An 18469-nucleotide genomic window follows, 5' to 3' on the forward strand; every position below is an offset into this window, starting at 1 on the left:
TGCGGGCGGAAGGACTGGCGTGACATGAAACAGCTCGACAAGGTCATCATCACCAGTGCGACGACGGGTGCCGGGCATATGCCGTGGATGTCGCCGCACCTGCCCTTGACCATCGAGCAGATTGTCGAAGACTCGGTCGCCGCGGCCGAGGCCGGTGCCTCGATCATCCACCTGCACGCGCGCGACCCGGAAACTGGCGAACCGTCGTGCGATCCAAGGCTCTACGAGCAGTATCTGCGGCGCATCAAGCAGCGCACCAACGCCATCCTCAACCTGACGACCGGGCAGCCGCAGCGCAACGTTACCCCCGAACAGGCGATCGAGAACCGGCTTGCCGCCCCCCTCGCCTTCTCGCCCGAGATCACCTCGTTCAACATGGGACCGATGAGCTTCGCGACCTTTACCCTTGCCGAGCGCGCCCGGACCTCCGGCCAGCCGCTGCGCGAGTGGGAGGAGGCCTATCTCGAACTGTCGCGCCATCTGACGATGGCCAACCCCTGGTCGCTGATGGAGCGGATCGCGCGCGAGCTGGGTGAAGATCGCGGGGTCCGGTTCGAATTCGAATGTTTCGACACCGGCCACCTCTACGCGCTGAAGGTGATCGCCGATGAAGGCTGGGTGAAACCGCCCTTCTTCATCCAATCGGTGTTCGGGCCGCTGGGGGGGATCGGCACCGATCCCAAGCATGTCCTGCACTTCAAGGAAACGGCGGACATGCTGTTCGGCGAGGACTATATCTGGTCGCTGCTGGCGGCCGGCAAGGCGCAGATGAAGCTTACCACGATGGCGGCGTGCATGGGCGGCAATGTGCGCGTCGGCATGGAAGACAGCCTATGGGCCGGCCCCGGTGAACTCGCCACGTCGAGCGCCGACCAGGTGCGCCGCATACGCACGATCTTGGAGGCACTCGGCCTTGAGGTGGCGACGCCGGACGAAGCCCGCGCCTATCTTGGCACCAAGGGCGCCGACCGGGTGGGATTCTGATGGCGTCGCTGTCCGACGCGCCGGCCGCCGCGCGCGGCTTCGCGACCGAGCGATCGGCAGAGCTGTTCGCCCGGGCCGAACGGGTGATGCCATCCGGCTATACCCGCGACCTCGTCGCCCAGCTCCCTCACCCGCAATATGCCAGTCACGCCCAGGGCTGCTGGCTGACCGACATTGACGGCAACCGGCGGATCGATTGGGTGAACAACTTCACCTCGATGATCCACGGTCATGCCCCGCCCGCCGTGGTGCGCGTGATCGCCGAACAGGCCGGGCGGCTGATGAACGCGGTGCTGCCGACCGAATGGGAAGTCGGCCTGGCAGAACATCTGGTCGATCGGGTGCCGGGGATCGACCGCATCCGGTTCACCAATTCGGGCACCGAGGCCAATGCGATCGCCGTTAAGGCCGCGCGCGCCTTCACCGGCCGTTCCAAGGTCGCGAAGATCGAGGGGGGCTATCACGGCCAGTTCGACCTGCTGGAGGCGAGCCACCAGCCAACGGCGCCGCTCTGGGGGCCGGCGGAGCGGCCCGTCCCCGTGCCGCACAATCCCGCCACGCCCCAGAGCCTGCTCGACGAACTGGTGATCCTGCCGCTCAACGATATCGCCAACAGCCGCGCCATCCTGGCCGAACGGGCAGCCGAGCTGGCCGCCGTGATCATCGACCCATGGCGCCTCCAGGCGGGCATGGTCAGCCCCCGGCGGGACTATCTGGAGATGCTGCGCGAGGAGACCGCGCGGCTGGACATCGTGCTGATCTTCGACGAGGTCGTTTCGCTGCGTGCGAGCCATGGCGGCGCGCAGGGGCTGCACGGCATCCTTCCCGATCTCACCACGCTCGGCAAGATCATCGGCGGCGGCCTCCCGATCGGCGGTGTTGGCGGCAGCGCGGCGGTGATGTCGGTGTTCGAGATGGGTCGTCCCGACGGCAAGGTGAAGCATTCGGGCACCTTCACCGCCAATCCGTTGTCGATGGCGACCGGGCTCACCTCGATGCGCCTGCTGACCCGCGCGGCGCTGGAGGACCTGAGCGCGAAGAGCGAGCGGCTGCGCGAGGGGCTCCGCCGCGCCATCCGCGATACCGGCCTGCCGGGCGACGTGACCGGCGACGGTTCGGTGAGCGCGTTGATGCTGACCGATCAACCCACCGAGAATTTCCGCCAGTTCGCGCACGCGCTGCAAAACGGCCTGATGGCCCGATTGCTGGCGCTGCAGGCGCTGCTGACCGAGGAGGGCATCTTCACGCTGCGCGGCAACTTCATCGGCTCGACCCCGATGACGGACGATGACGTGGATTTCACGATCGCTGGCGCGACACGGGCGATGCGCCGCTTGGCCGAGGCGTGACGGCGGCAGCGCGGATCAGCGCGAGCGTTTCGATGATGTTTGGCGAATTGCCGTTCGCGGCGCGCTTCGCCGCGGCGGCCGCCGCCGGGTTCGACGGCGTGGAAATCCAGCGTATCGATGAAGCGACGCCACACGCGATCGCCGCCGCCGCCACTCAGGCCGGCGTTCAGGTGGCGCTGATCAATGTGCCGATGGGCGATCTGCTGTCGGGCGGCCCCGGGCTATCGGGCGTTCCGGGGCGCGAACAGGCCTATGTTCGCGCGCTGCACCAGGCGTTCGAGACCGCCACGTTGATCGGCGCGCATCGCGTCCATCTCGGCCCGTCGCGGGTGCCGCCGGGCCTATCGCGCGACGATTGCCTGCCAACTTATCTCGCCAATATCGCCACCGCCGCCGAGCTGAGCGCGGCCGCGGGCATTCCGGCGGTGGTGGAGGGCATGAACCGTGTCGACGCACCGGACGCATTGATCGCATCGGTCGATCTCGCGGCGGAAATGGTGCACCGGGTCCCCGGCATCGGGCTGTTGTTCGACGCCTATCATGTCGCCAAGGGGGGGCATGACCCCGCCGCCGCCTTTGCCCGGCACCGCGCGATCGCGCGCCATGTGCAGATCGCCGACGCGCCCGCGCGCACCGCGCCCGGCACCGGCACCATCGCCTGGGATCGCTTCTTCGCGGCATTGGCGGACGCCGAATATGCAGGCTGGATAGGCGCGGAGTACCCGTGCGCTGGCGATACCCCCGCCACGCTTGGCTGGCTCAAACCGGCGCGGCGAAGCGCGCGCGCGGCCCCACCGCGAAGCTGAGTGCCTTGGAAAGGGCCGCCGGCACGACGCCGATATGACCTTCATCGGCAATAACGCGTAGCGCCACATTCGCGGGCGGCAACACCGTGGCGAGCGCCGCCGCCATCTCGCGGGCATTCTCCACCATCCGCCCCCGCGCGAACATCGCGTCCATCTGCTGGGCGACGTCCTCGGGAATCCCCTCGGGCAGTTCGGCGTGGGTTTCGCGCGCGCCGACGGTGATCAGCACGCGCGGCGGCGCGCCGATGCCACCCATCTGCGCACGAAACCCCGGAAGCGCGTCGAACATCATCCGATCACCCCACCAGAGCGACGGGCTGCTCGCGACATAGGTGGAAAAGACGTCGGGTTGCTGGAACAGGCTATGCAGCGCGAACAATCCGCCCAACGAGTGGCCGAACAACGTTCGGCGGGCCGGGTCGACGGGGTGGATCGCGGCGATCGCCGGCAACACCGCGTCCGTCACGAAGCGGCGAAAGACATCGGCGCCGCCGAGCGCCAGGCCCGGCTCCGGCACGATGAATTGGGGCAGCTTGTCGCGGTCTGTCGGCGGCGTCAGATCAGTGTTGCGCAGCGAAAGGGTTCGCTCGATCCCGGCGTCCGGATAGCCGATCGCCACCACCAGCGCGGCCGCGCAATCGCCGAGCGCCCGGACGGCGGCATGCGCGGCGAGCGTCGCGAAATTGGCCGGGCCGTCGGTCGCGAGGAACAGCGGCCATCCCGCGGGCGGGGGCGCTTGCGCGGGCCGGGCGATCCAGAGGCGATAGGTTCTGCCGTTCGCGTAGCAAGGCAGGTCGAAGGTCTCGCTGTGATCGATCACGGCCGGCCCCAGCGGGATCAGGCCGTTCGTGGTAGCGGCCTCAGTCATGCGGCGCCTCTCCATCGCGGACGAAGCGATACTCTTGCTGCGCTTCGCGCAACACCAGGGCGACGACGCTGCCCTGGGCGTCGGTTTCGGCGGCGAAGGTCAAGCCCCGGAGCAGCGGGTCGATCGTGACGAAGGCGAGCATGTCCCCCACCCGCTGCACGCCGACCGCCAGATCAAGCCCGTTGACGCGGAAGGCGACGCCGTCGCTCCCCCGCGACACGCTGAGCGTTCCAATCTCGGCGGACCGATAGCGCACGGCGAGCCGCGCGGCGTCCGACGGGGGTGGCGGCAACCGCACCACCCGCGCCCAATGGCGGCGCTCGGCGGCGACGCGCGCCACCATGCCCTCTATCTGCGCCTCGGCTTTCGGTTCCGCGCCATAGATCAGCTCGATCAGCCGGCGCCGAAACGCGGGCAGCAGGAACTGGCCATTATCGGCATTGGTCAGCACGACCGCGGCGATGCCGGCTTCGGGCAGGATCGCGAAATCGCTCATCGCACCGGGCAGGCTGCCGCCATGCGCGATGACGGTGACATCGCCACTGCGATCGATGTTCAGCCCCATGCCGTAAGCGCCGCATTCGCCGATGGTGACGAAGGGTTCGCGCCGTTCGAGCAGCGCGTCGCGCCCGATCAGTCGCTTGCCGTCCAGCATCCCTTCGCCAAGCTCGAGCCGGACATAGCGCAGCATGTCGGAGACGCTCGACCAGGCCGCGCCCGAAGGCCGCAGCGCGTGGACCGCGCCATCCAGGTCGCGATCGCTGGCGACCGGGCGACCGGCCAAATCGGTGCCATGCGCCGCCGCGAACGCCCCGCCACGCACGCGGCGTGGGTCGAAGCAGGTATCGGCCATGCCCAGCGGGTCCAGAACGCGCTCCTGTATCGCCCGATCATAGCCGACGCCCGGATCGAGCTCGGGATGGGCGATGCGGCCGGCCACGAAACCGGCCGCGGCCGCGAGCAGGTTGCTGTACTGATACACCTCGCCGAAACCGCTGGTCGGCACGGTGCGCGCGAGCAGATCGAAGGTGCGCGACGCCGGCGTCGCCCGATCGAAGACAAGGCTCCACGCCAGGTCCGCGCGCGGCAACCCGGTCGATGCGCTGACGAGATGGCGGATTTGCGCCAGCTCGGTCGCATCGGGCGAGCCGAGGCGGAAAGCGGGGTAAACGTCGCGGACGCGGTCCGTCCATCGCACCCGCCCCTCGTCCACCAGCATCGCGAGCAGCAACGTCGTCAGCGGCTTGGTGTTGGAGGCGATGCGGAAACGCGTATCGGCGGTCACCGGGTCGGCGCGCCGTACGTCCCGCACGCCGATGCCGCCGGCGAAGAGCACGCGGTCTCGGGTCGCGACGCCAAGGCCGATGCCGGGCACTGCCAGCCGCCGCGCGGCGTGCGCGAGGAAGCCGCGGAGCGCCTCAACCTCGGCCGCGCCAAATTCACGCGGCGGCGTGCCGGCAAAGCTTTCGCGCGCGAAGCCGGGCGCGCGGAGCGATTGCATGACCAGCACCGCCGCCGCCATGCGTCGTTCGAAGGTCGCGCTCGCGCCGTCGAGCAGGGCGAGCGTCCAACCGGCCGCGCCGCGATAGCCCACCGCCGAAGCCCAGCCCCGCGCGGCCGGCGGCGGATCGAAAGCGATGACGCGAATCGCGCCCCAGCCGTCGCGCGTCGGTTCGTCTCCCGCCACGCGTATTGGCGGCGGCGGGCCGATCAAGCGCTCCCAGGCCGCGGTCGCCGCCGCCTCGGCGGTGTCGCCGGCTTCGTTCTCGATCAGGCGGATCGCGAAATCGCCCTCGGGCGCCGTCACCGTGATGCCACCGAGGCCCGGCTCGATCCGCCAGCCGCGCGGCAGCGTCACGCTGGCGCCGGTCGCGAGCCTGACGGCTGTATCGCCGGTGAGGACGCGGGCAGCCTCGGTCATTGCCAGGCGGCCTCGTGCGCGGCGGCACGAGCCATCGCCGCGACATCCTCGGCTCGATAGCGCGGGGCGTGATCGTCCCCCGGCGGCTCCTCGCCGCGCAGATGGCGCAGGAAAAAGTCCCACATGCGGCGTTGAACATCGGCGCTCGTGGCCTGGAGCAGATGCCCTTCATTGGGGACGATCACCAGATCGAAGCTTTTGCCGGCATCGGTCAGCCGCCGCGCGAGGCTGATGGCGTGCGCCGGGTGTACATTTTCGTCCATGTCGCCATGGACGATCATCAACGCGCCGCGCAGCCCGGCGGCCTCGCGACCCGTCACCTGGCGCGCCCAGCGGTCGTCGCCGTCGGGGCCGACATATTTCTCCAGCCAGCCCGCGAAGTAATGCGCGGGATCGTCGGTGCCGCAGATCGCCACGCCCGCGGTGAAGATATCCGGATAACGGAACAGCGCGGTCGCGCTCGCATAACCTCCGGCCGAGGAACCGACGATACCGGCGCGAGCGCGGTCGATGAAGGCGAACCGCGCGCGCAACTGCGCGACGATCGCGACATGATCAGCAAGTTGCGGCTCCAGCAGATCGCCATAGCCCGCCTGATGAAGGGCGCGCGGCCGCATCGGCAGGCCGCGTGTGTCGGCCACGACCACGGCGAAGCCAAGCGCGGCGAGCGCCTGCGCCTGGCACTGCATCCGACCCCAGAAACTGCGGGCGAGAACAACCGATTGTGGGCCGGGATAGATGCAGTCGATCAGCGGCAGCGTCGCTTCGCCGTCATGGTCGGCGGGCAAGTACAAGGCGGCGCGCAGTGGCGTGGCGCCATCGGCGGCCACCAGATCGAGCCAGACCGGCTCGGACATCGTGATCGCGGCGCGATCGAGCGTGGCGAGCGTTGTTTCCCGCCCGGTGGCAAGATCGGCGACTATGGTCGTCACACCGTTCGCCGGCGACGCGCGACGCACCACCGCCCAGTGGCCGCCGGGTGAGACCGAACCAGGCCCCCGCGGCAAAGCATAGGGTCGATCAGCCGCGAATGGCCCGTCGAGCGCCGCCCGCACGCCAAGGTCCGCGCCACATGGCCGCACCAATATATCTAGTCCGTCGCGATCGAGATGCGCGCGAACGATCGTCCGCAGCAGATAGTCGGTCGGGTCAAGCCCCGTTACGGCGAGCAGCAACGTCCGGGCCGCCTCTTCCACATGCAGAATATCGCGCACCTGAAAATCGCCGCGCGTGATTTGGCGCCGAGTGCCGCCCGTCGCCGCATCCAGCAAATAGAGATGGCCCCGCCCATCGCGTTCCGACCACCAGATCAGTTCGCCCGTCGCGGGCAGGACGCGGACGTTCGGCGGCGCGCCGACAAGCGGATGCGCCTCCAGATAGCCGCCTTCAACCCGTTCTTCGGCGACGATGCGTTCGCGACCGTCGCACAGGCGAACTTCGGCAAGTTCCAGGTGCCGGTGCCACCGATCGGTGCGCAGCGCGTAGAAGGCGTCGCCCGCGAACCAGGCATGGCGCGTCGCGACCGGCGGGAACATATGCACCGGGCGCGGCGCCGCCTCGATCCGTCGGCCGGTGGCCAGTTCGATCGCCGCGGTGGTCGCGATCGGCAACGCGACATCGGCGGCGGTCGCGAAACGGTGGACGTGAAAGCGCGGCGGCCCGCCGTCCGCGGGCGCGTTTTCGACCAAGGTGCGCAACGGCAGGTGGCGTTCATCGATCCGGTCGGCGAGCAGCCAGCGCCCGTCCGCGGAGAATTGCACCACCGGAAATGGCTGGCGACGATAGCTGATTGTCGCGGCGTAAGTCTGCGGTGCCTGCCCCCAGGGGCAGTCCGCGATACCATCCGCGGTCAACCGTCGCTCAACCCCATCGACCAGGTCGATCAGCGCGAGATCGTGCCCGGCGACGCGCACGGCATGGCGTCCACCCGGGGCATAAGCGAGCGGTGCATCGTCATGGCGATCCGCGACGACCGTGTCGCGCGCGAGGTCGATCAAATGCGACCGCCCGGCCAACCGCACCGCCAAACGGCCAGGCTCTGGCAGGTCGAAATCGGCTGCCGCGACCGTCGCCGCCGGCGCATCGGGAAACCAGCGCCGTAGATCGTCGTCCGATGCTAGCGCGCGCGTTTCGCCGGCTTGCGCATCGTGCATCATCGGTACGCGCCGGACCGCGCCGGCGACCATCGCCTCAGACAGGAAGAAATAGCGCCTATCGTCGATCCAATAGCCATGCACGGCATTGTTAACGAGCGCCGCGGCCATGTTCGCCGGCAGCAAGCGGGCGGCACGCGTGTAGCGATCGGCGGCGTTCACGCCACCTCCCGTTCAAAGCGGAGCCGGCGTGTCGATATCGAGGACAAGAGCAGCGCGTCGCCGCGGTGTTCGATCCGACCCGCCGGCCCCTTGGGACCGAGCAACGACCAGAGTCCTCGCGCCTTCGGCACCAGCCGGTAGGCGAAGCGGCCATGTTCACCAACGATCGTCATGGTCTCGCCATCGGCGGTGTCCACGCGCGCCATCGCGCCCAGCTCCTCGGCGCGCCAGCGACCCGCGATCGCCAGGGTCGCGTCGGGGGCGGCGGCCGGCACCCGCTCCAGCCGGTCGGTCCGTTCATATTCGTGCCATAGCAGCACGTCGGCACCGGCCGGAGCCATCACCGCGCCGGCATCGAAATTAGCTTGTAGCCACAGCGATCCATCCGCACGCCGGACCAGCGGCACTATCGTCCCGTCGATATCGGCGGCGGGCTTGCCCTCCTGCTCGATCAGCCGGGCGTGGCGGCCGGTCAGCGGCGACACGAAATCGCCGACGGGAAAAGGCCCCGGCACCGTTTCGGGCAACGGATGGAGGTCGGCGACGCAGGCGTCGAGGATCTGGTTGGCGATCGGCGCCGCATAAGCGTCCCAACTATTGGTGATCACGATGATGTCGAGCCCTTGGTCGGGCGCCTTCAGCATTTGGCAGGTGCCACCGATCACGCCGCCGGTATGGAAGACGACCGGCAGGCCGCGATAGCGGGTCGATACCAGCCCCAGGCCATAACCGGTCGACCCACCGGGCGTTACCGACGCGGGCAAGTACATCCGCGCCCAGGTCTCGGCGCGCCCGACGATTGGCCTGTCCATGTGCCGCAGCCAGCGCAGCATGTCGTCGATGGTCGAGACGACATTGCCTTCGCCACCGATCGCCGGCCCGAAAACACCACGATCCCAGCCGCCTGCCGCGTTGCGGACATGCAGCGCCGCGCTGTTGGGCAAGAAATCCAAATCGAGCGGGCGCGCCAGCGTGTCGTGCATCCCAAGCGGCGCGAAAATCCGGTCGCGCAGAAAGTCGCCGAACGCCATACCCGACACGCGCTGGACGACCTCGGTCAGCAGCACATAGCCGCCATTGCAATACATCCAATCGGTTCCCGCGGCGAAGTTGACGCTGCCGAACCCCGCCTGGATGGCGAGCTGATCCGCCGCCGCGAGCGGGCGACCGATGATGTCGTTGGTGAGCGTCAGAACGTCCAAACTGTCCCGAATGCCGGAAACATGGCTCATCAGCTGCGCCAGTGTCGCACGGTCGCCCCACGCCCCCACCTCGGCGATATGGCGCCGTACCGGGTCGTCGATCGACAACCTGCCCGCTTCCTGCAGCAGCATCACCGCAAGGCAGGTCATGTGCTTGGTGGTGGACCCGATCCGCATTCGGGTGGCCGGCGACAGCGCCAACGGCTGATCGACGCTCGCGAGACCGAGCCACCGCCGATAAACGGGAACGCCATGCCGCGCGATGCCCACCGCCACGCCCGGCCGGTCACAGCGATTATGCGGCGCCAGCAGCGCGTCGAGCGTGGCCGGGTCTATCGTGGTGCGGTCCATCGCCTTCCCCTCGCCAAGGCAGGTTAGGCAAGGCGAATATGACCCGCAAGTCACATTTCGGGGTTGCCTCGAAAGGAGGACGGTATAGAGATATTAACTGGGATACCAGTCATCAGCTTGGAGCGCCGGCTATGTTCGAAGGCATTTTCACGGCGGTGGTTTCGCCGATGGAGCAAGACGGCGCGCTGCGATGGGATTTGTGGGAAGCACAGCTCGACCGGCAGGTCGCGGCCGGTATCCACGGGATCATCGTGGGTGGCACCACTGGCGAATTCTACGCGCTGACGATCGAGGAACGGCTGGAGCAATTCCGCCGCGCCGGCACCCGCTTGGCCGGCACCCCCTGGCTCGCCGGCGTCAACGCGATCACGACCCGCGATGTTCTGATCCTGGCACGCGAGGTAAAGGCGGCGGGCGCGCACGGCATCTTGCTCGGCGCGCCGCCCTATGTCTCCCCGACCGAGGACGAACTCGCCGACCATTGCATCGCCGTGGCCGAAGCGGCAGCGGTGCCGGTCGTGCTCTACAACTATCCCGCGCGTACCAACGCCGACATGGGCGCCCGATTCTTCGATCGCATCGCCGGCAACGGCGCGTTCGTCGCGTTGAAGGAGTCGACCGGCAATATGAAGCGCGCTCAAGAGTTGCTGCGCGACCGGCCGGACATCGCGCTGTGCTGCGGTTCGGAAGACCTCGCGCTCGATTTTTTCGCGCTTGGCGCGCGGATGTGGATCTGCGCCACGTCGAACTTCGCGCCCGGCCTGATCCTCGATCTGTTCCGCGCCTGTGTCGAGCAGGGCGACTTTGCGCGCGGTCGCGCGCTTTCCGCCGAGCTGGCCCAGCTGACCCACGCGCTTGAGGAGGGCGGCAAGTTCATCGGCGCGGTGAAACATGCCTGCGCGCGCCATGGCTATTGCCCGCCGTGGCTGCGCGGCCCGCTCCAGCCGCTGACCGCGGCGGAGGGCGCCGCGCTCGATGCCCTTCTCGATCGGCTGTTGGCCGGCGGAGCCGCCGCATGACGCTCGAGCAGGTGGCGGCGCTTGCCGCGACGGTGGCGCGGCCCGCGCGCGCCTTCATCGGTGGCCGCGCCGTCGCGGCTTTATCCGGCAAGACCTTCGCGACGCTCAACCCGGCGACAGGCGAAACGCTGGCCGAGATCGCCGCCTGCGACGCGCCCGACATCGACGCCGCCGTCACCAGCGCCCGCGCCGCTTACGACAGCGGCACGTGGAGCGGGCTCGGCGCGGGCGACCGCAAGGCGATCCTGAAGCGCCTCGCCAACCTGATCGACCAGCACCGCGAGGAACTGGCGGTGCTCGAAAGTCTGGAGAGCGGCAAGCCGATCCGCGACTGCCTGGGAATCGACGTGCCCGATACCGCGCGCACGATCGAATGGTTCGCGGAAGGCGCTGACAAGCTTTACGACCATCTCTCCCCACCCAGCGCCAGCGGCCAGGGATTCATTGTGCGCGAGCCGATCGGCGTCGTCGCGGCGGTGCTGCCCTGGAACTTCCCGCTGATGATGCTGGCGTGGAAGCTCGGCCCCGCGCTCGCCACCGGTAACAGCCTGATCGTCAAGCCCGCCGAACAGACGAGCATGACCGCGCTGAGAGTGGCAGAGCTGGCGATCGCGGCGGGGCTGCCGCCGGGCGTGCTCAACGTGGTGCCGGGCATGGGCGAGACGGCGGGCGCCGCGATCGGCCGGCATCCCGCCATCGGCGCGGTGTCGTTCACCGGCTCGACCGAGGTTGGACGACTGTTCTTGCGTTACGCGGCGGAAACGAACCTGAAGCGGATCTCGCTGGAGTGCGGGGGCAAGAACCCCGCCGTCATCCTGTCCGACGCCGATGCCGAACAGGCCGCGCGTGCGAGCGTCAGTGCCGCTTTTTGGAACATGGGCCAGAACTGCACCGCCAATTCGCGCATCATCGTCCACCGCGCGCTGAAGGACCGGGTGATCGAGGCGATGATCGACGAAACGCGGGCGTGGACCACGGGCGATCCCCTCGATCCGGCCAACCTTCTCGGCAGCCTGGTCTCCACCGAACAGCGCGACCGGGTGCGGCGCTATATCGAGGTCGGCCGCGCCGAAGGCGGGCGGATCGCGTTCGAGGGAGCGATCGGCAGCAATGCCGGCGGCGCCTTCGTGGCGCCGACCATCTTCGACGATGTCACCAATGACCGCACGATCGCGCGCGACGAGATTTTCGGCCCGGTAACCGCGGTGATCGCCGCCGATGATGACGAACACGCGCTCACGCTCGCCAACGATACCGATTATGGCCTGCAAGCGTCGCTCTACACGCGCGACATCGGCCGTGCGCAGCGCTGGGCACGGCGCCTGCGCGCGGGCACGGTATCGATCAATGGCTATAGCGAAGGCGATATCACCACACCCTTTGGCGGTTTCGGGCTGTCCGGATTTTCCGGGCGTGATAAGTCGGTCTGGGCCTATGATCAGTATCTCGAGAAAAAGACCGTCTGGCTGACATTCGACGGATGACCGCGTGACCGACCATGGCCGACGATTGGACTTGCTGCGCACTGCCATCGCGGCGGCGGGGGGCCAGGCCTATGTCGTGCCGCTCACCGATGAACATGGCAGTGAATATGTGATCGGCTATGCCCGGCGGCTGGAGTGGCTGACGGGCTTTACGGGCTCCCAGGGTTGGGCCGCGGTTACTGGCGAACGGGCCGCGATATTCGTCGACGGGCGCTACATCGTTCAGGCGGAGCGCGAGGTCGATCGCGGCCGGATCGAAGTGATACCAGGCGGCGGCGACGCGGTCGCGCCGTGGCTGGCGGCGAATGCCGTAGGACAGCAGCCGGTGCTGTTCGATCCCTGGCTCCACGACTGCGGGTGGGTGGACCGCGCGACGAACGCCCTGGCGGCGGCCGGGATCGCGCTGGTGCCCGCGCCCAACTTGATCGACACGATCTGGACCGACCGCCCCGCCCCGCCCGCGGCACCCGCGGTCCCCCATCCGCTTCGCTTCGCCGGACGCGAAGCCTCGGCCAAGCGCGCGCAAATGGCGGCGGAGGTCGCCAGCGCGGGCGCCGACGCGCTGGTCCTCACCGCGCTCGATTCGATCGCCTGGTTGCTGAACATTCGCGGCACCGATCTTGGCGAAACGCCGGTCGTGCGATCGTTCCTGCTGCTGCGGTCCAATGCCAGCGCCATGCTGTTCGTCGATCCGGGCAAGATCAATGATGCGATGCGCGATCATCTTGGCTCCGATGTCGAATGTGCTCCCTATGGCACGTTGGCCACGCGCCTCGGCGAGATGGGCACGACGCGCGTGATGATCGATCCCGATCGCTGCCCCGCCGCCGTGCGCGCCGCGCTGGGGACGGCGAGGATCATTGCCGCTGTCGATCCGTGCCTGACGCCCCGCGCGATCAAGAACCCGGTCGAGATCGCGGGTATGCGCCGCGCGCACCAAGCGGATGGAATCGCGGTTGTGCGTTTCCTTATCTGGCTCGAAAGCGCGGCGCGAAGCGGCGACCTCGACGAGATCGCCGCCGCCGACCGCCTGGATGCCTTGCGCCGGAAGGATGGCTTGTGCCGCGGCCTCAGCGCCGCGACCATCTCGGCTGCCGGCGCGAACGCGGCCTTGCCGCATTATCTGGCGAAGCCAGGGGCGGCGGCGTTGCTCCGCCCGGGTTCGGTCTATTTGTTCGATGGCGGCGGCCAATATTTGGACGGCACGACCGACATCACGCGCACCGTGGCGATCGGCGACCCGGGACCCGCCCTGCGACGCGACTTCACGCTGGCGTTGAAAGCGCACCTCGCCATCGCGACGCTGCGCTTCCCGGCGGGAACGACGGGAGGCCAGCTCGATCCCCTCGCGCGGCAACCTTTGTGGCGCGCGGGCCTCGATTATCCCACCGGGACCGGGCACGGCCTGGGCAGCTACCTCGCCATTCACGAGGGGCCCGCCTTTTTCGGCAAGCCTGGCGGAACCCGCGCGGTCGACGCCCCGCTCAGGACCGACATGGTGATGACGATCGAGCCGGGCATCTACCGCGTCGGCCAGCATGGCGTCAGGACCGAGAACGCTTATCGGGTGGTGCCAGCGACCGGCGAGGGTGGCGCGGCGGGCTGGCATGCGTTCGAGCCGCTGACCATGGCGCCAATCGATCGGCGGCTGATCGATACCGCCTTGCTCGATGCCGAGGAGCGGGCCTGGATCGACCGATACCATGCCGCCGTGGTCGCGGCGCTCGCGGACGCGTTGAACCCACCCGAGCGGGCATGGCTCGAAAAGACCTGCGCGCCGCTCGATTAAGGATCCGGTGCGGTGCCGATCACGCCTCCATCACTTCGGCGATTTCGGCGCAGGTCTTGGGGATGGGCGGTCCGAGGACGCGTCCACCCGCCGCCGTCACCAGTACTTCATCCTCGATGCGCAGCCCGCCTGCGCCGATCAGCGCGCGCAAGCGCGGATAATCGATCAGCCCGGCATGGCGCCGATCGGCCGCCCATTGTTCGATAAGTGGCTCGATGAAGTATAGCCCAGGTTCGATCGTCACCACCATATCGGCGGCGAGCGGCTTGGCGAGCCGCAGCCGGTTCAGGCCGAACAAGGTGGAACGTGTAAAACCCTCGCCATAACCAACATGATCCTCACCAAGGCTCTCCATGTCGTGGACGTCGAGGCCGATTTGGTGCCCCAGCCCGCCTGGACAGACCACCGCATAGGCCCCTGTCTCGACCGCTTCCGCTGGATCGCCCCGAAACACCCCGAAATCCGCCATCCCCTCGACCAGCACGCGCATCGCGGCTTTGTGGATGTCGACAAAGGGAACGCCTGGCCGCACCGCCGCGATGCCCGCAGCCTCGGCGGCGAACACGGTCTCGTAAAGCGCGTGAGCGCGCCCCCGGAAACGACCGCCGACCGGGATGGTTCGGGTGATGTCGCTGGCATAGCCCATCACGCTCGACGCGCCCGAATCGTTGATCACCACGTCCCCCGTTGCCAGGCGCTGGCTATGGTCGTGATTGTGGAGAATCTCGCCGCGCCGGGAAAGAATCGCGGGATAGGCCAGTTGCAGGCCATCGCGGTGCGCTTCCGCGGTCAAGGCGGCGACGACGGCGAATTCTGCCACGCCCGGGCGCGCCGCGCGCATCGCGGCGCGGTGCATCCGGTCGGTCGTCGCCAGCGCCCGTTCCATCTCGGCGATCTCGCCCGTGTCCTTGATCTCGCGCAGCGCGATCAGCGCGCGAACGAGGTCAATCGACGCGCCCGCCTCGACCGCTGCCGGCGCCATGCCGGTCAAGGCGGCAAGTCGCAGCACCGTACGGCCGCGATAAGGCGGTGGGAAATGCAGCCGCCGCCCCTGCGCGGTTGCTCGCGCTATCCATGTCTCGACCTCGGCGCGCGGCGCCGTGCGCGCTACCCCGGCCCATTGGCCGCGCTCGGCAAGCGACGGCAGATCGCCCATCCACACCCGGGTTTCCAGATCAGGATCGGCTCCGAACAGCACCTCCTCGCCGCTGTCGAGATCGATCAGGCCGATCAGATCGGGCTGCTGCAAGCCGAACAGATAAGCGAAACTGCCATCTTGGACGAAGGGATAGGGATTATCGCGATAATTGATCGCCGCCTCGCTAGCGCCGACAAGGATCACGAGGCCCGCGCCCATGCGGCGGCGCAAGGCGTCCCGGCGATGGCAATAAATCGCGGCTTCGAACATGGCGCCCCTCAAATATGACTGGTGCGTCACCTAACAGGTCGCCTCGCCGCGCGCGAGGGTGTAAGCTACCGCCATGAGCCAGCCGCGAACCTTCATCGCCGCGCTCGCGGCCGAGACGAACAGCTTCGCTCCCTTCCCGACCGGGCGCTCGGCGTTCGAGGAGGAGGGCATCCGCCGCGACGCCTCTCGCCAAGCCAATGGCATGTGCGCGGAGGCGCTCGGCGTGTTCCGCCGCCGCGCCGAAGCCGCCGGTCATGCGGTGATCGAAAGCATCAGCGCCTATGCCCAGCCGGGCGGCCCGGTCGTTCGGCAGGTGTTCGAGGCGCTGCGCGACACGATCCTCGCCGATTTGCGCGCCGCGATGCCGGTCGATGCGGTGCTGCTCCTGCTCCACGGCGCGATGATCGCCGATGGCTATGACGATTGCGAGGGCGATCTGCTGGCGGCGGTGCGCAGCATCGCACCGCAGGCTGTGATCGGCGCGAGCCTCGACCCGCACTGTCACCTGACGACCCCGATGGTCGCCGCCGCCGACATGATCACGATCTTCAAGGAGTATCCGCATGACGATGTTGCGCCGACCGCATCGGCGCTGTTCGACGGGTGCGAGGCGAAGCGGACCGGGCGCGCGCACCCGGTCCCGGCGCTGATCGACACCGCGATGATCGGCTTTTACCCAACCTATGCCCAGCCGATGCGCGGCATTGTCGACGGGGTACGCGCGCGCGAAGCCACGGGCGCGATTCTCTCGGGCAGCATCGCTCATGGTTTCCCCTGGGGCGATGTCTCCGACACCGGAACGCGCGTGCTCGTCTATGCCGATGGCGACGCCGAGACGGCCGAGCGCGAGGCGCGCGCCATCGGCCAGGCGCTGTATGACGCGCGTGAAGCGCTGCTGCCGCGCTATCCGGGCATCGAGGAGTCGCTCGATTGGGCGGCAGCGCTGGGCGGTAGGGTCGTAATTGGCGATCATAGCGACAATCCCGGTGGCGGGGCGCCCTCGGACAGCAGCTTCTTCCTCGCCGCGATTCGCGCCCGCGGGCTGCGCGACGTCGCGATTGGCGGCTTTTGGGACCCGGTGCTCGCGCGGCTATGCGCCGATGCGGGCGTCGGCGCGCGGCTGCCGGTGCGCCTGGGCGGCAAGATGGGGCCCAGCTCGGGGATGCCGGTCGATTTGCTGGTGGAGGTGGCTGGGATCGCCGAGGATCACGGCCAGGATGCGTTTGGGGTGCGCGACCTGCTAGGGCTCAGCGTTTGGCTGCGCAGCGCGGGCATCGACATGGTCGTCACCAGCGTGCGCTCGCAGGTCTATGGGCTCGATTTCTTCACCGGACTGGGCATCGTGCTGTCAGACAAGCGGCTCGTGGTGGTGAAATCGAGCCGGCATTTCGAACATAGCTTCGCCCCCTTCGCCGATCACCTGTGGACGGCGAGTTCGCCGGGCGCGCTCAGCCTCGACTTCGCGGCGATGCCATATGCCAAACGCGCGCGTGATTATCACCCTGCGATGGCGGACCCCTGGGCGCCGTTCGGCTCGGCCAGGCTGCTGCCGCTGCCCAGCTCGGCTTCACGCACTTCCTCGACCAGCGCGACATAACCGCGCGACGTGCGCCAGAAGATGATGCCGCTCAGTACCAGGAAGACGATCGCGACCGAGACCGCGGCATAGAGCAGCCCGCGTTCCACCCCTCGCAGCGCATCGGACAACGCGCCAACGACGACATAGCCGAGCGCCGCCGAAATCTGCGAAAAGATGTAGAGCGCGAATACCCTTGCCCGCATTGGAACGGGGGTCATGTTCTGAAGCATCGTCGGCAGGATCATGGTGCCGACGGTCAGCACGATCGCCTGCAGTCCCCACAGGATATAGAGTTGGGCGACACTTTGCGCGAAGGCGATAAAGGCGGAAGTGAGCGCCGCGAGGAACATCACCCAGGCGAGCGCCAAAACGTCGCTCCAGCGTTGGCTGCGCGCCCGGAACCAGGGCAGCAGCGCCGTGCCGATGGCGAAGCCCAGCCCGGCCGTCACCAACGCCATCGACGCCAGCCACTCGCCGCTTTGCTGTGGCGTCTGGCCAAAATAGCGCTGGGCGATGATCGGAATCCAGCCGGCGGTCGCGATCAGGCCGAACTGGTTGCACAGCGTCGCGCCCACCACGCCGGCGAACGGGCCGCGATGGGCCGCGACGTAGCGCCAGAATTGGGGGGCGGGCGCCGCGGCGCCGAGGCTCCCCGGCCTTTTGGCGGCGAGCCTGAGCCCGGCGGTGCGACGGGGCAACATGAGAATGAGCGCCACGGCGACCGGCGAAAATGCGATCGCCGCGAAGAAACACAGTCGCCATTCGGGCATCCGCGCGATGGCGAGCGGGAGCGACGGGCGCATCCATTCGACGAGAACGATCAGCATTCCCGCAAGCCACACTCCGATCGACTGCGACAGCCGCGATGCGATGACGAAGATCGAGTTGGCGAGTTGCCGCGCGGATGCCGGAAAAAGATCGGGCAGCATCGCAAGCGCCGCCGGGCCGGTTCCCGCCTCTCCCACGCCGACCAGCGCCGCGAAGGTCAGCAAGGGGACGAAGCTCGGCGCCAAGCCGCAACCCGCCACGGCAACGCTCCACAGCAACACACAGATGGCGATCACCCAGCGGCGATCATAGCGATCGGCGAGCGCCGAGATCGGATAGACCGTCAGCAAGCCGATCAGCGACAGCCCCAGCCCTTGTAGCATCCCGAGCTGGGTGTCGCTCAGCCCCATGTCCCGCCGGATCGCCTCCGCGAACAAAATGAAGATCTGGCGATCGACGATCGCGTAGATCGACACGATGATCATGACCGCGAGCCCGAACCACGCCGATGCCGGAATTCGTTCGTTGGCTGTCCGTTGAACCCCAACGGGCTCGGCGGTGCGATCTGCGGCGGCATTGGAAACGATCATCACACGCCCCTCCCGTCTGTATGACTTGTTGGTCAT

The 18469-nt window shown here is 68.2% G+C and carries 13 protein-coding genes; 7 read left to right on the plus strand and 6 right to left on the minus strand.

Translation table 11 applies throughout. The features are described from left to right. Window positions 1-24 precede the first annotated feature (24 nt). From K2X73_RS00135 to K2X73_RS00145, 3 genes are read left to right on the plus strand one after another with little or no spacing between them, the layout of a single operon-like run. Window positions 25-984, plus strand: coding sequence for a 3-keto-5-aminohexanoate cleavage protein (locus tag K2X73_RS00135; protein WP_294107389.1), 960 nt, complete (start codon window positions 25-27; stop codon window positions 982-984). Further along, on the plus strand, window positions 984-2333 hold the full coding sequence (locus K2X73_RS00140) for an aminotransferase class III-fold pyridoxal phosphate-dependent enzyme (RefSeq protein ID WP_294107391.1): 1350 nt from the start codon (window positions 984-986) through the stop codon (window positions 2331-2333). Before K2X73_RS00135 ends, K2X73_RS00140 begins: the two co-directional genes overlap by 1 nt. Further along, window positions 2330-3139 (plus strand): TIM barrel protein, encoded by an 810-nt coding sequence (locus K2X73_RS00145; RefSeq protein WP_294107393.1) that lies wholly within the window; start codon window positions 2330-2332, stop codon window positions 3137-3139. Before K2X73_RS00140 ends, K2X73_RS00145 begins: the two co-directional genes overlap by 4 nt. Here the strand turns inward: K2X73_RS00145 and K2X73_RS00150 are convergent. From K2X73_RS00150 to K2X73_RS00165, 4 genes are read right to left on the minus strand one after another with little or no spacing between them, the layout of a single operon-like run. Next, a complete protein-coding gene (locus tag K2X73_RS00150) occupies window positions 3093-4007 on the minus strand; it encodes an alpha/beta hydrolase-fold protein (protein ID WP_294107395.1) in 915 nt (304 codons plus the stop codon). The genes K2X73_RS00145 and K2X73_RS00150 overlap by 47 nt on opposite strands. Then, entirely contained in the window at window positions 4000-5928 is a 1929-nt protein-coding gene (locus K2X73_RS00155) for a serine hydrolase domain-containing protein (protein WP_294107397.1), read from the minus strand. The genes K2X73_RS00150 and K2X73_RS00155 overlap by 8 nt, the downstream gene beginning before the upstream one ends. Further along, window positions 5925-8243, minus strand: coding sequence for a prolyl oligopeptidase family serine peptidase (locus K2X73_RS00160; protein WP_294107399.1), 2319 nt, complete (start codon window positions 8241-8243; stop codon window positions 5925-5927). The genes K2X73_RS00155 and K2X73_RS00160 overlap by 4 nt, the downstream gene beginning before the upstream one ends. Then, the gene (locus K2X73_RS00165; RefSeq protein WP_294107400.1) at window positions 8240-9796 is read right to left on the minus strand and encodes a serine hydrolase domain-containing protein; all 1557 of its coding nucleotides are present in this window, start codon (window positions 9794-9796) and stop codon (window positions 8240-8242) included. Before K2X73_RS00165 ends, K2X73_RS00160 begins: the two co-directional genes overlap by 4 nt. Before the next feature lie 131 nt (window positions 9797-9927). Between K2X73_RS00165 and K2X73_RS00170 the strand changes: the two genes are divergently transcribed. Genes K2X73_RS00170 through K2X73_RS00180 form a run of 3 tightly spaced genes read left to right on the plus strand, consistent with a single transcriptional unit; the run spans window position 9928 to window position 14088 of the window. After that, window positions 9928-10815 carry a dihydrodipicolinate synthase family protein gene (locus K2X73_RS00170; RefSeq protein WP_294107402.1) on the plus strand — a complete coding sequence of 296 codons (888 nt, stop codon included), beginning with the start codon at window positions 9928-9930 and terminating at the stop codon, window positions 10813-10815. After that, window positions 10812-12299, plus strand: coding sequence for an aldehyde dehydrogenase (locus K2X73_RS00175; protein ID WP_294107404.1), 1488 nt, complete (start codon window positions 10812-10814; stop codon window positions 12297-12299). The genes K2X73_RS00170 and K2X73_RS00175 overlap by 4 nt, the downstream gene beginning before the upstream one ends. Window positions 12300-12303: 4 nt before the next feature. Continuing rightward, complete coding sequence (locus K2X73_RS00180; RefSeq protein ID WP_294107406.1) at window positions 12304-14088, plus strand: aminopeptidase P family protein; 1785 nt, start codon at window positions 12304-12306, stop codon at window positions 14086-14088. A gap of 19 nt (window positions 14089-14107) precedes the next feature. Here K2X73_RS00180 and K2X73_RS00185 read toward each other — a convergent pair whose 3' ends face one another. Continuing rightward, a complete protein-coding gene (locus K2X73_RS00185; protein WP_294107408.1) occupies window positions 14108-15496 on the minus strand; it encodes an aminopeptidase P family protein in 1389 nt (462 codons plus the stop codon). 73 nt (window positions 15497-15569) lie between these two features. On the opposite strand from K2X73_RS00185, the gene K2X73_RS00190 reads away from it, so the two are divergent. Further along, window positions 15570-17093, plus strand: coding sequence for a M81 family metallopeptidase (locus K2X73_RS00190; RefSeq protein ID WP_294107410.1), 1524 nt, complete (start codon window positions 15570-15572; stop codon window positions 17091-17093). Here K2X73_RS00190 and K2X73_RS00195 read toward each other — a convergent pair. Further along, entirely contained in the window at window positions 16994-18433 is a 1440-nt protein-coding gene (locus K2X73_RS00195; RefSeq protein WP_294107412.1) for an MFS transporter, read from the minus strand. The genes K2X73_RS00190 and K2X73_RS00195 overlap by 100 nt on opposite strands. Window positions 18434-18469: the final 36 nt, after the last annotated feature.

Origin of the sequence: Sphingomonas sp., assembly GCF_019746665.1 — a bacterium.
In the GTDB taxonomy this organism is placed as follows: Bacteria; Pseudomonadota; Alphaproteobacteria; order Sphingomonadales; family Sphingomonadaceae; genus Sphingomonas.

Excerpts from the sequence above, each read along its gene's own strand:
- K2X73_RS00135 (WP_294107389.1), top strand. The coding sequence starts at position 25 with ATGAAACAGCTCGACAAGGTCATCATCACCAGTGCGACGACGGGTGCC.
- K2X73_RS00140 (WP_294107391.1), top strand. The coding sequence starts at position 984 with ATGGCGTCGCTGTCCGACGCGCCGGCCGCCGCGCGCGGCTTCGCGACC.
- K2X73_RS00150 (WP_294107395.1), bottom strand. The coding sequence starts at position 4,007 with ATGACTGAGGCCGCTACCACGAACGGCCTGATCCCGCTGGGGCCGGCC.
- K2X73_RS00155 (WP_294107397.1), bottom strand. The coding sequence starts at position 5,928 with ATGACCGAGGCTGCCCGCGTCCTCACCGGCGATACAGCCGTCAGGCTC.
- K2X73_RS00165 (WP_294107400.1), bottom strand. The coding sequence starts at position 9,796 with ATGGACCGCACCACGATAGACCCGGCCACGCTCGACGCGCTGCTGGCG.
- K2X73_RS00170 (WP_294107402.1), top strand. The coding sequence starts at position 9,928 with ATGTTCGAAGGCATTTTCACGGCGGTGGTTTCGCCGATGGAGCAAGAC.
- K2X73_RS00175 (WP_294107404.1), top strand. The coding sequence starts at position 10,812 with ATGACGCTCGAGCAGGTGGCGGCGCTTGCCGCGACGGTGGCGCGGCCC.
- K2X73_RS00185 (WP_294107408.1), bottom strand. The coding sequence starts at position 15,496 with ATGTTCGAAGCCGCGATTTATTGCCATCGCCGGGACGCCTTGCGCCGC.
- K2X73_RS00190 (WP_294107410.1), top strand. The coding sequence starts at position 15,570 with ATGAGCCAGCCGCGAACCTTCATCGCCGCGCTCGCGGCCGAGACGAAC.
- K2X73_RS00195 (WP_294107412.1), bottom strand. The coding sequence starts at position 18,433 with ATGATCGTTTCCAATGCCGCCGCAGATCGCACCGCCGAGCCCGTTGGG.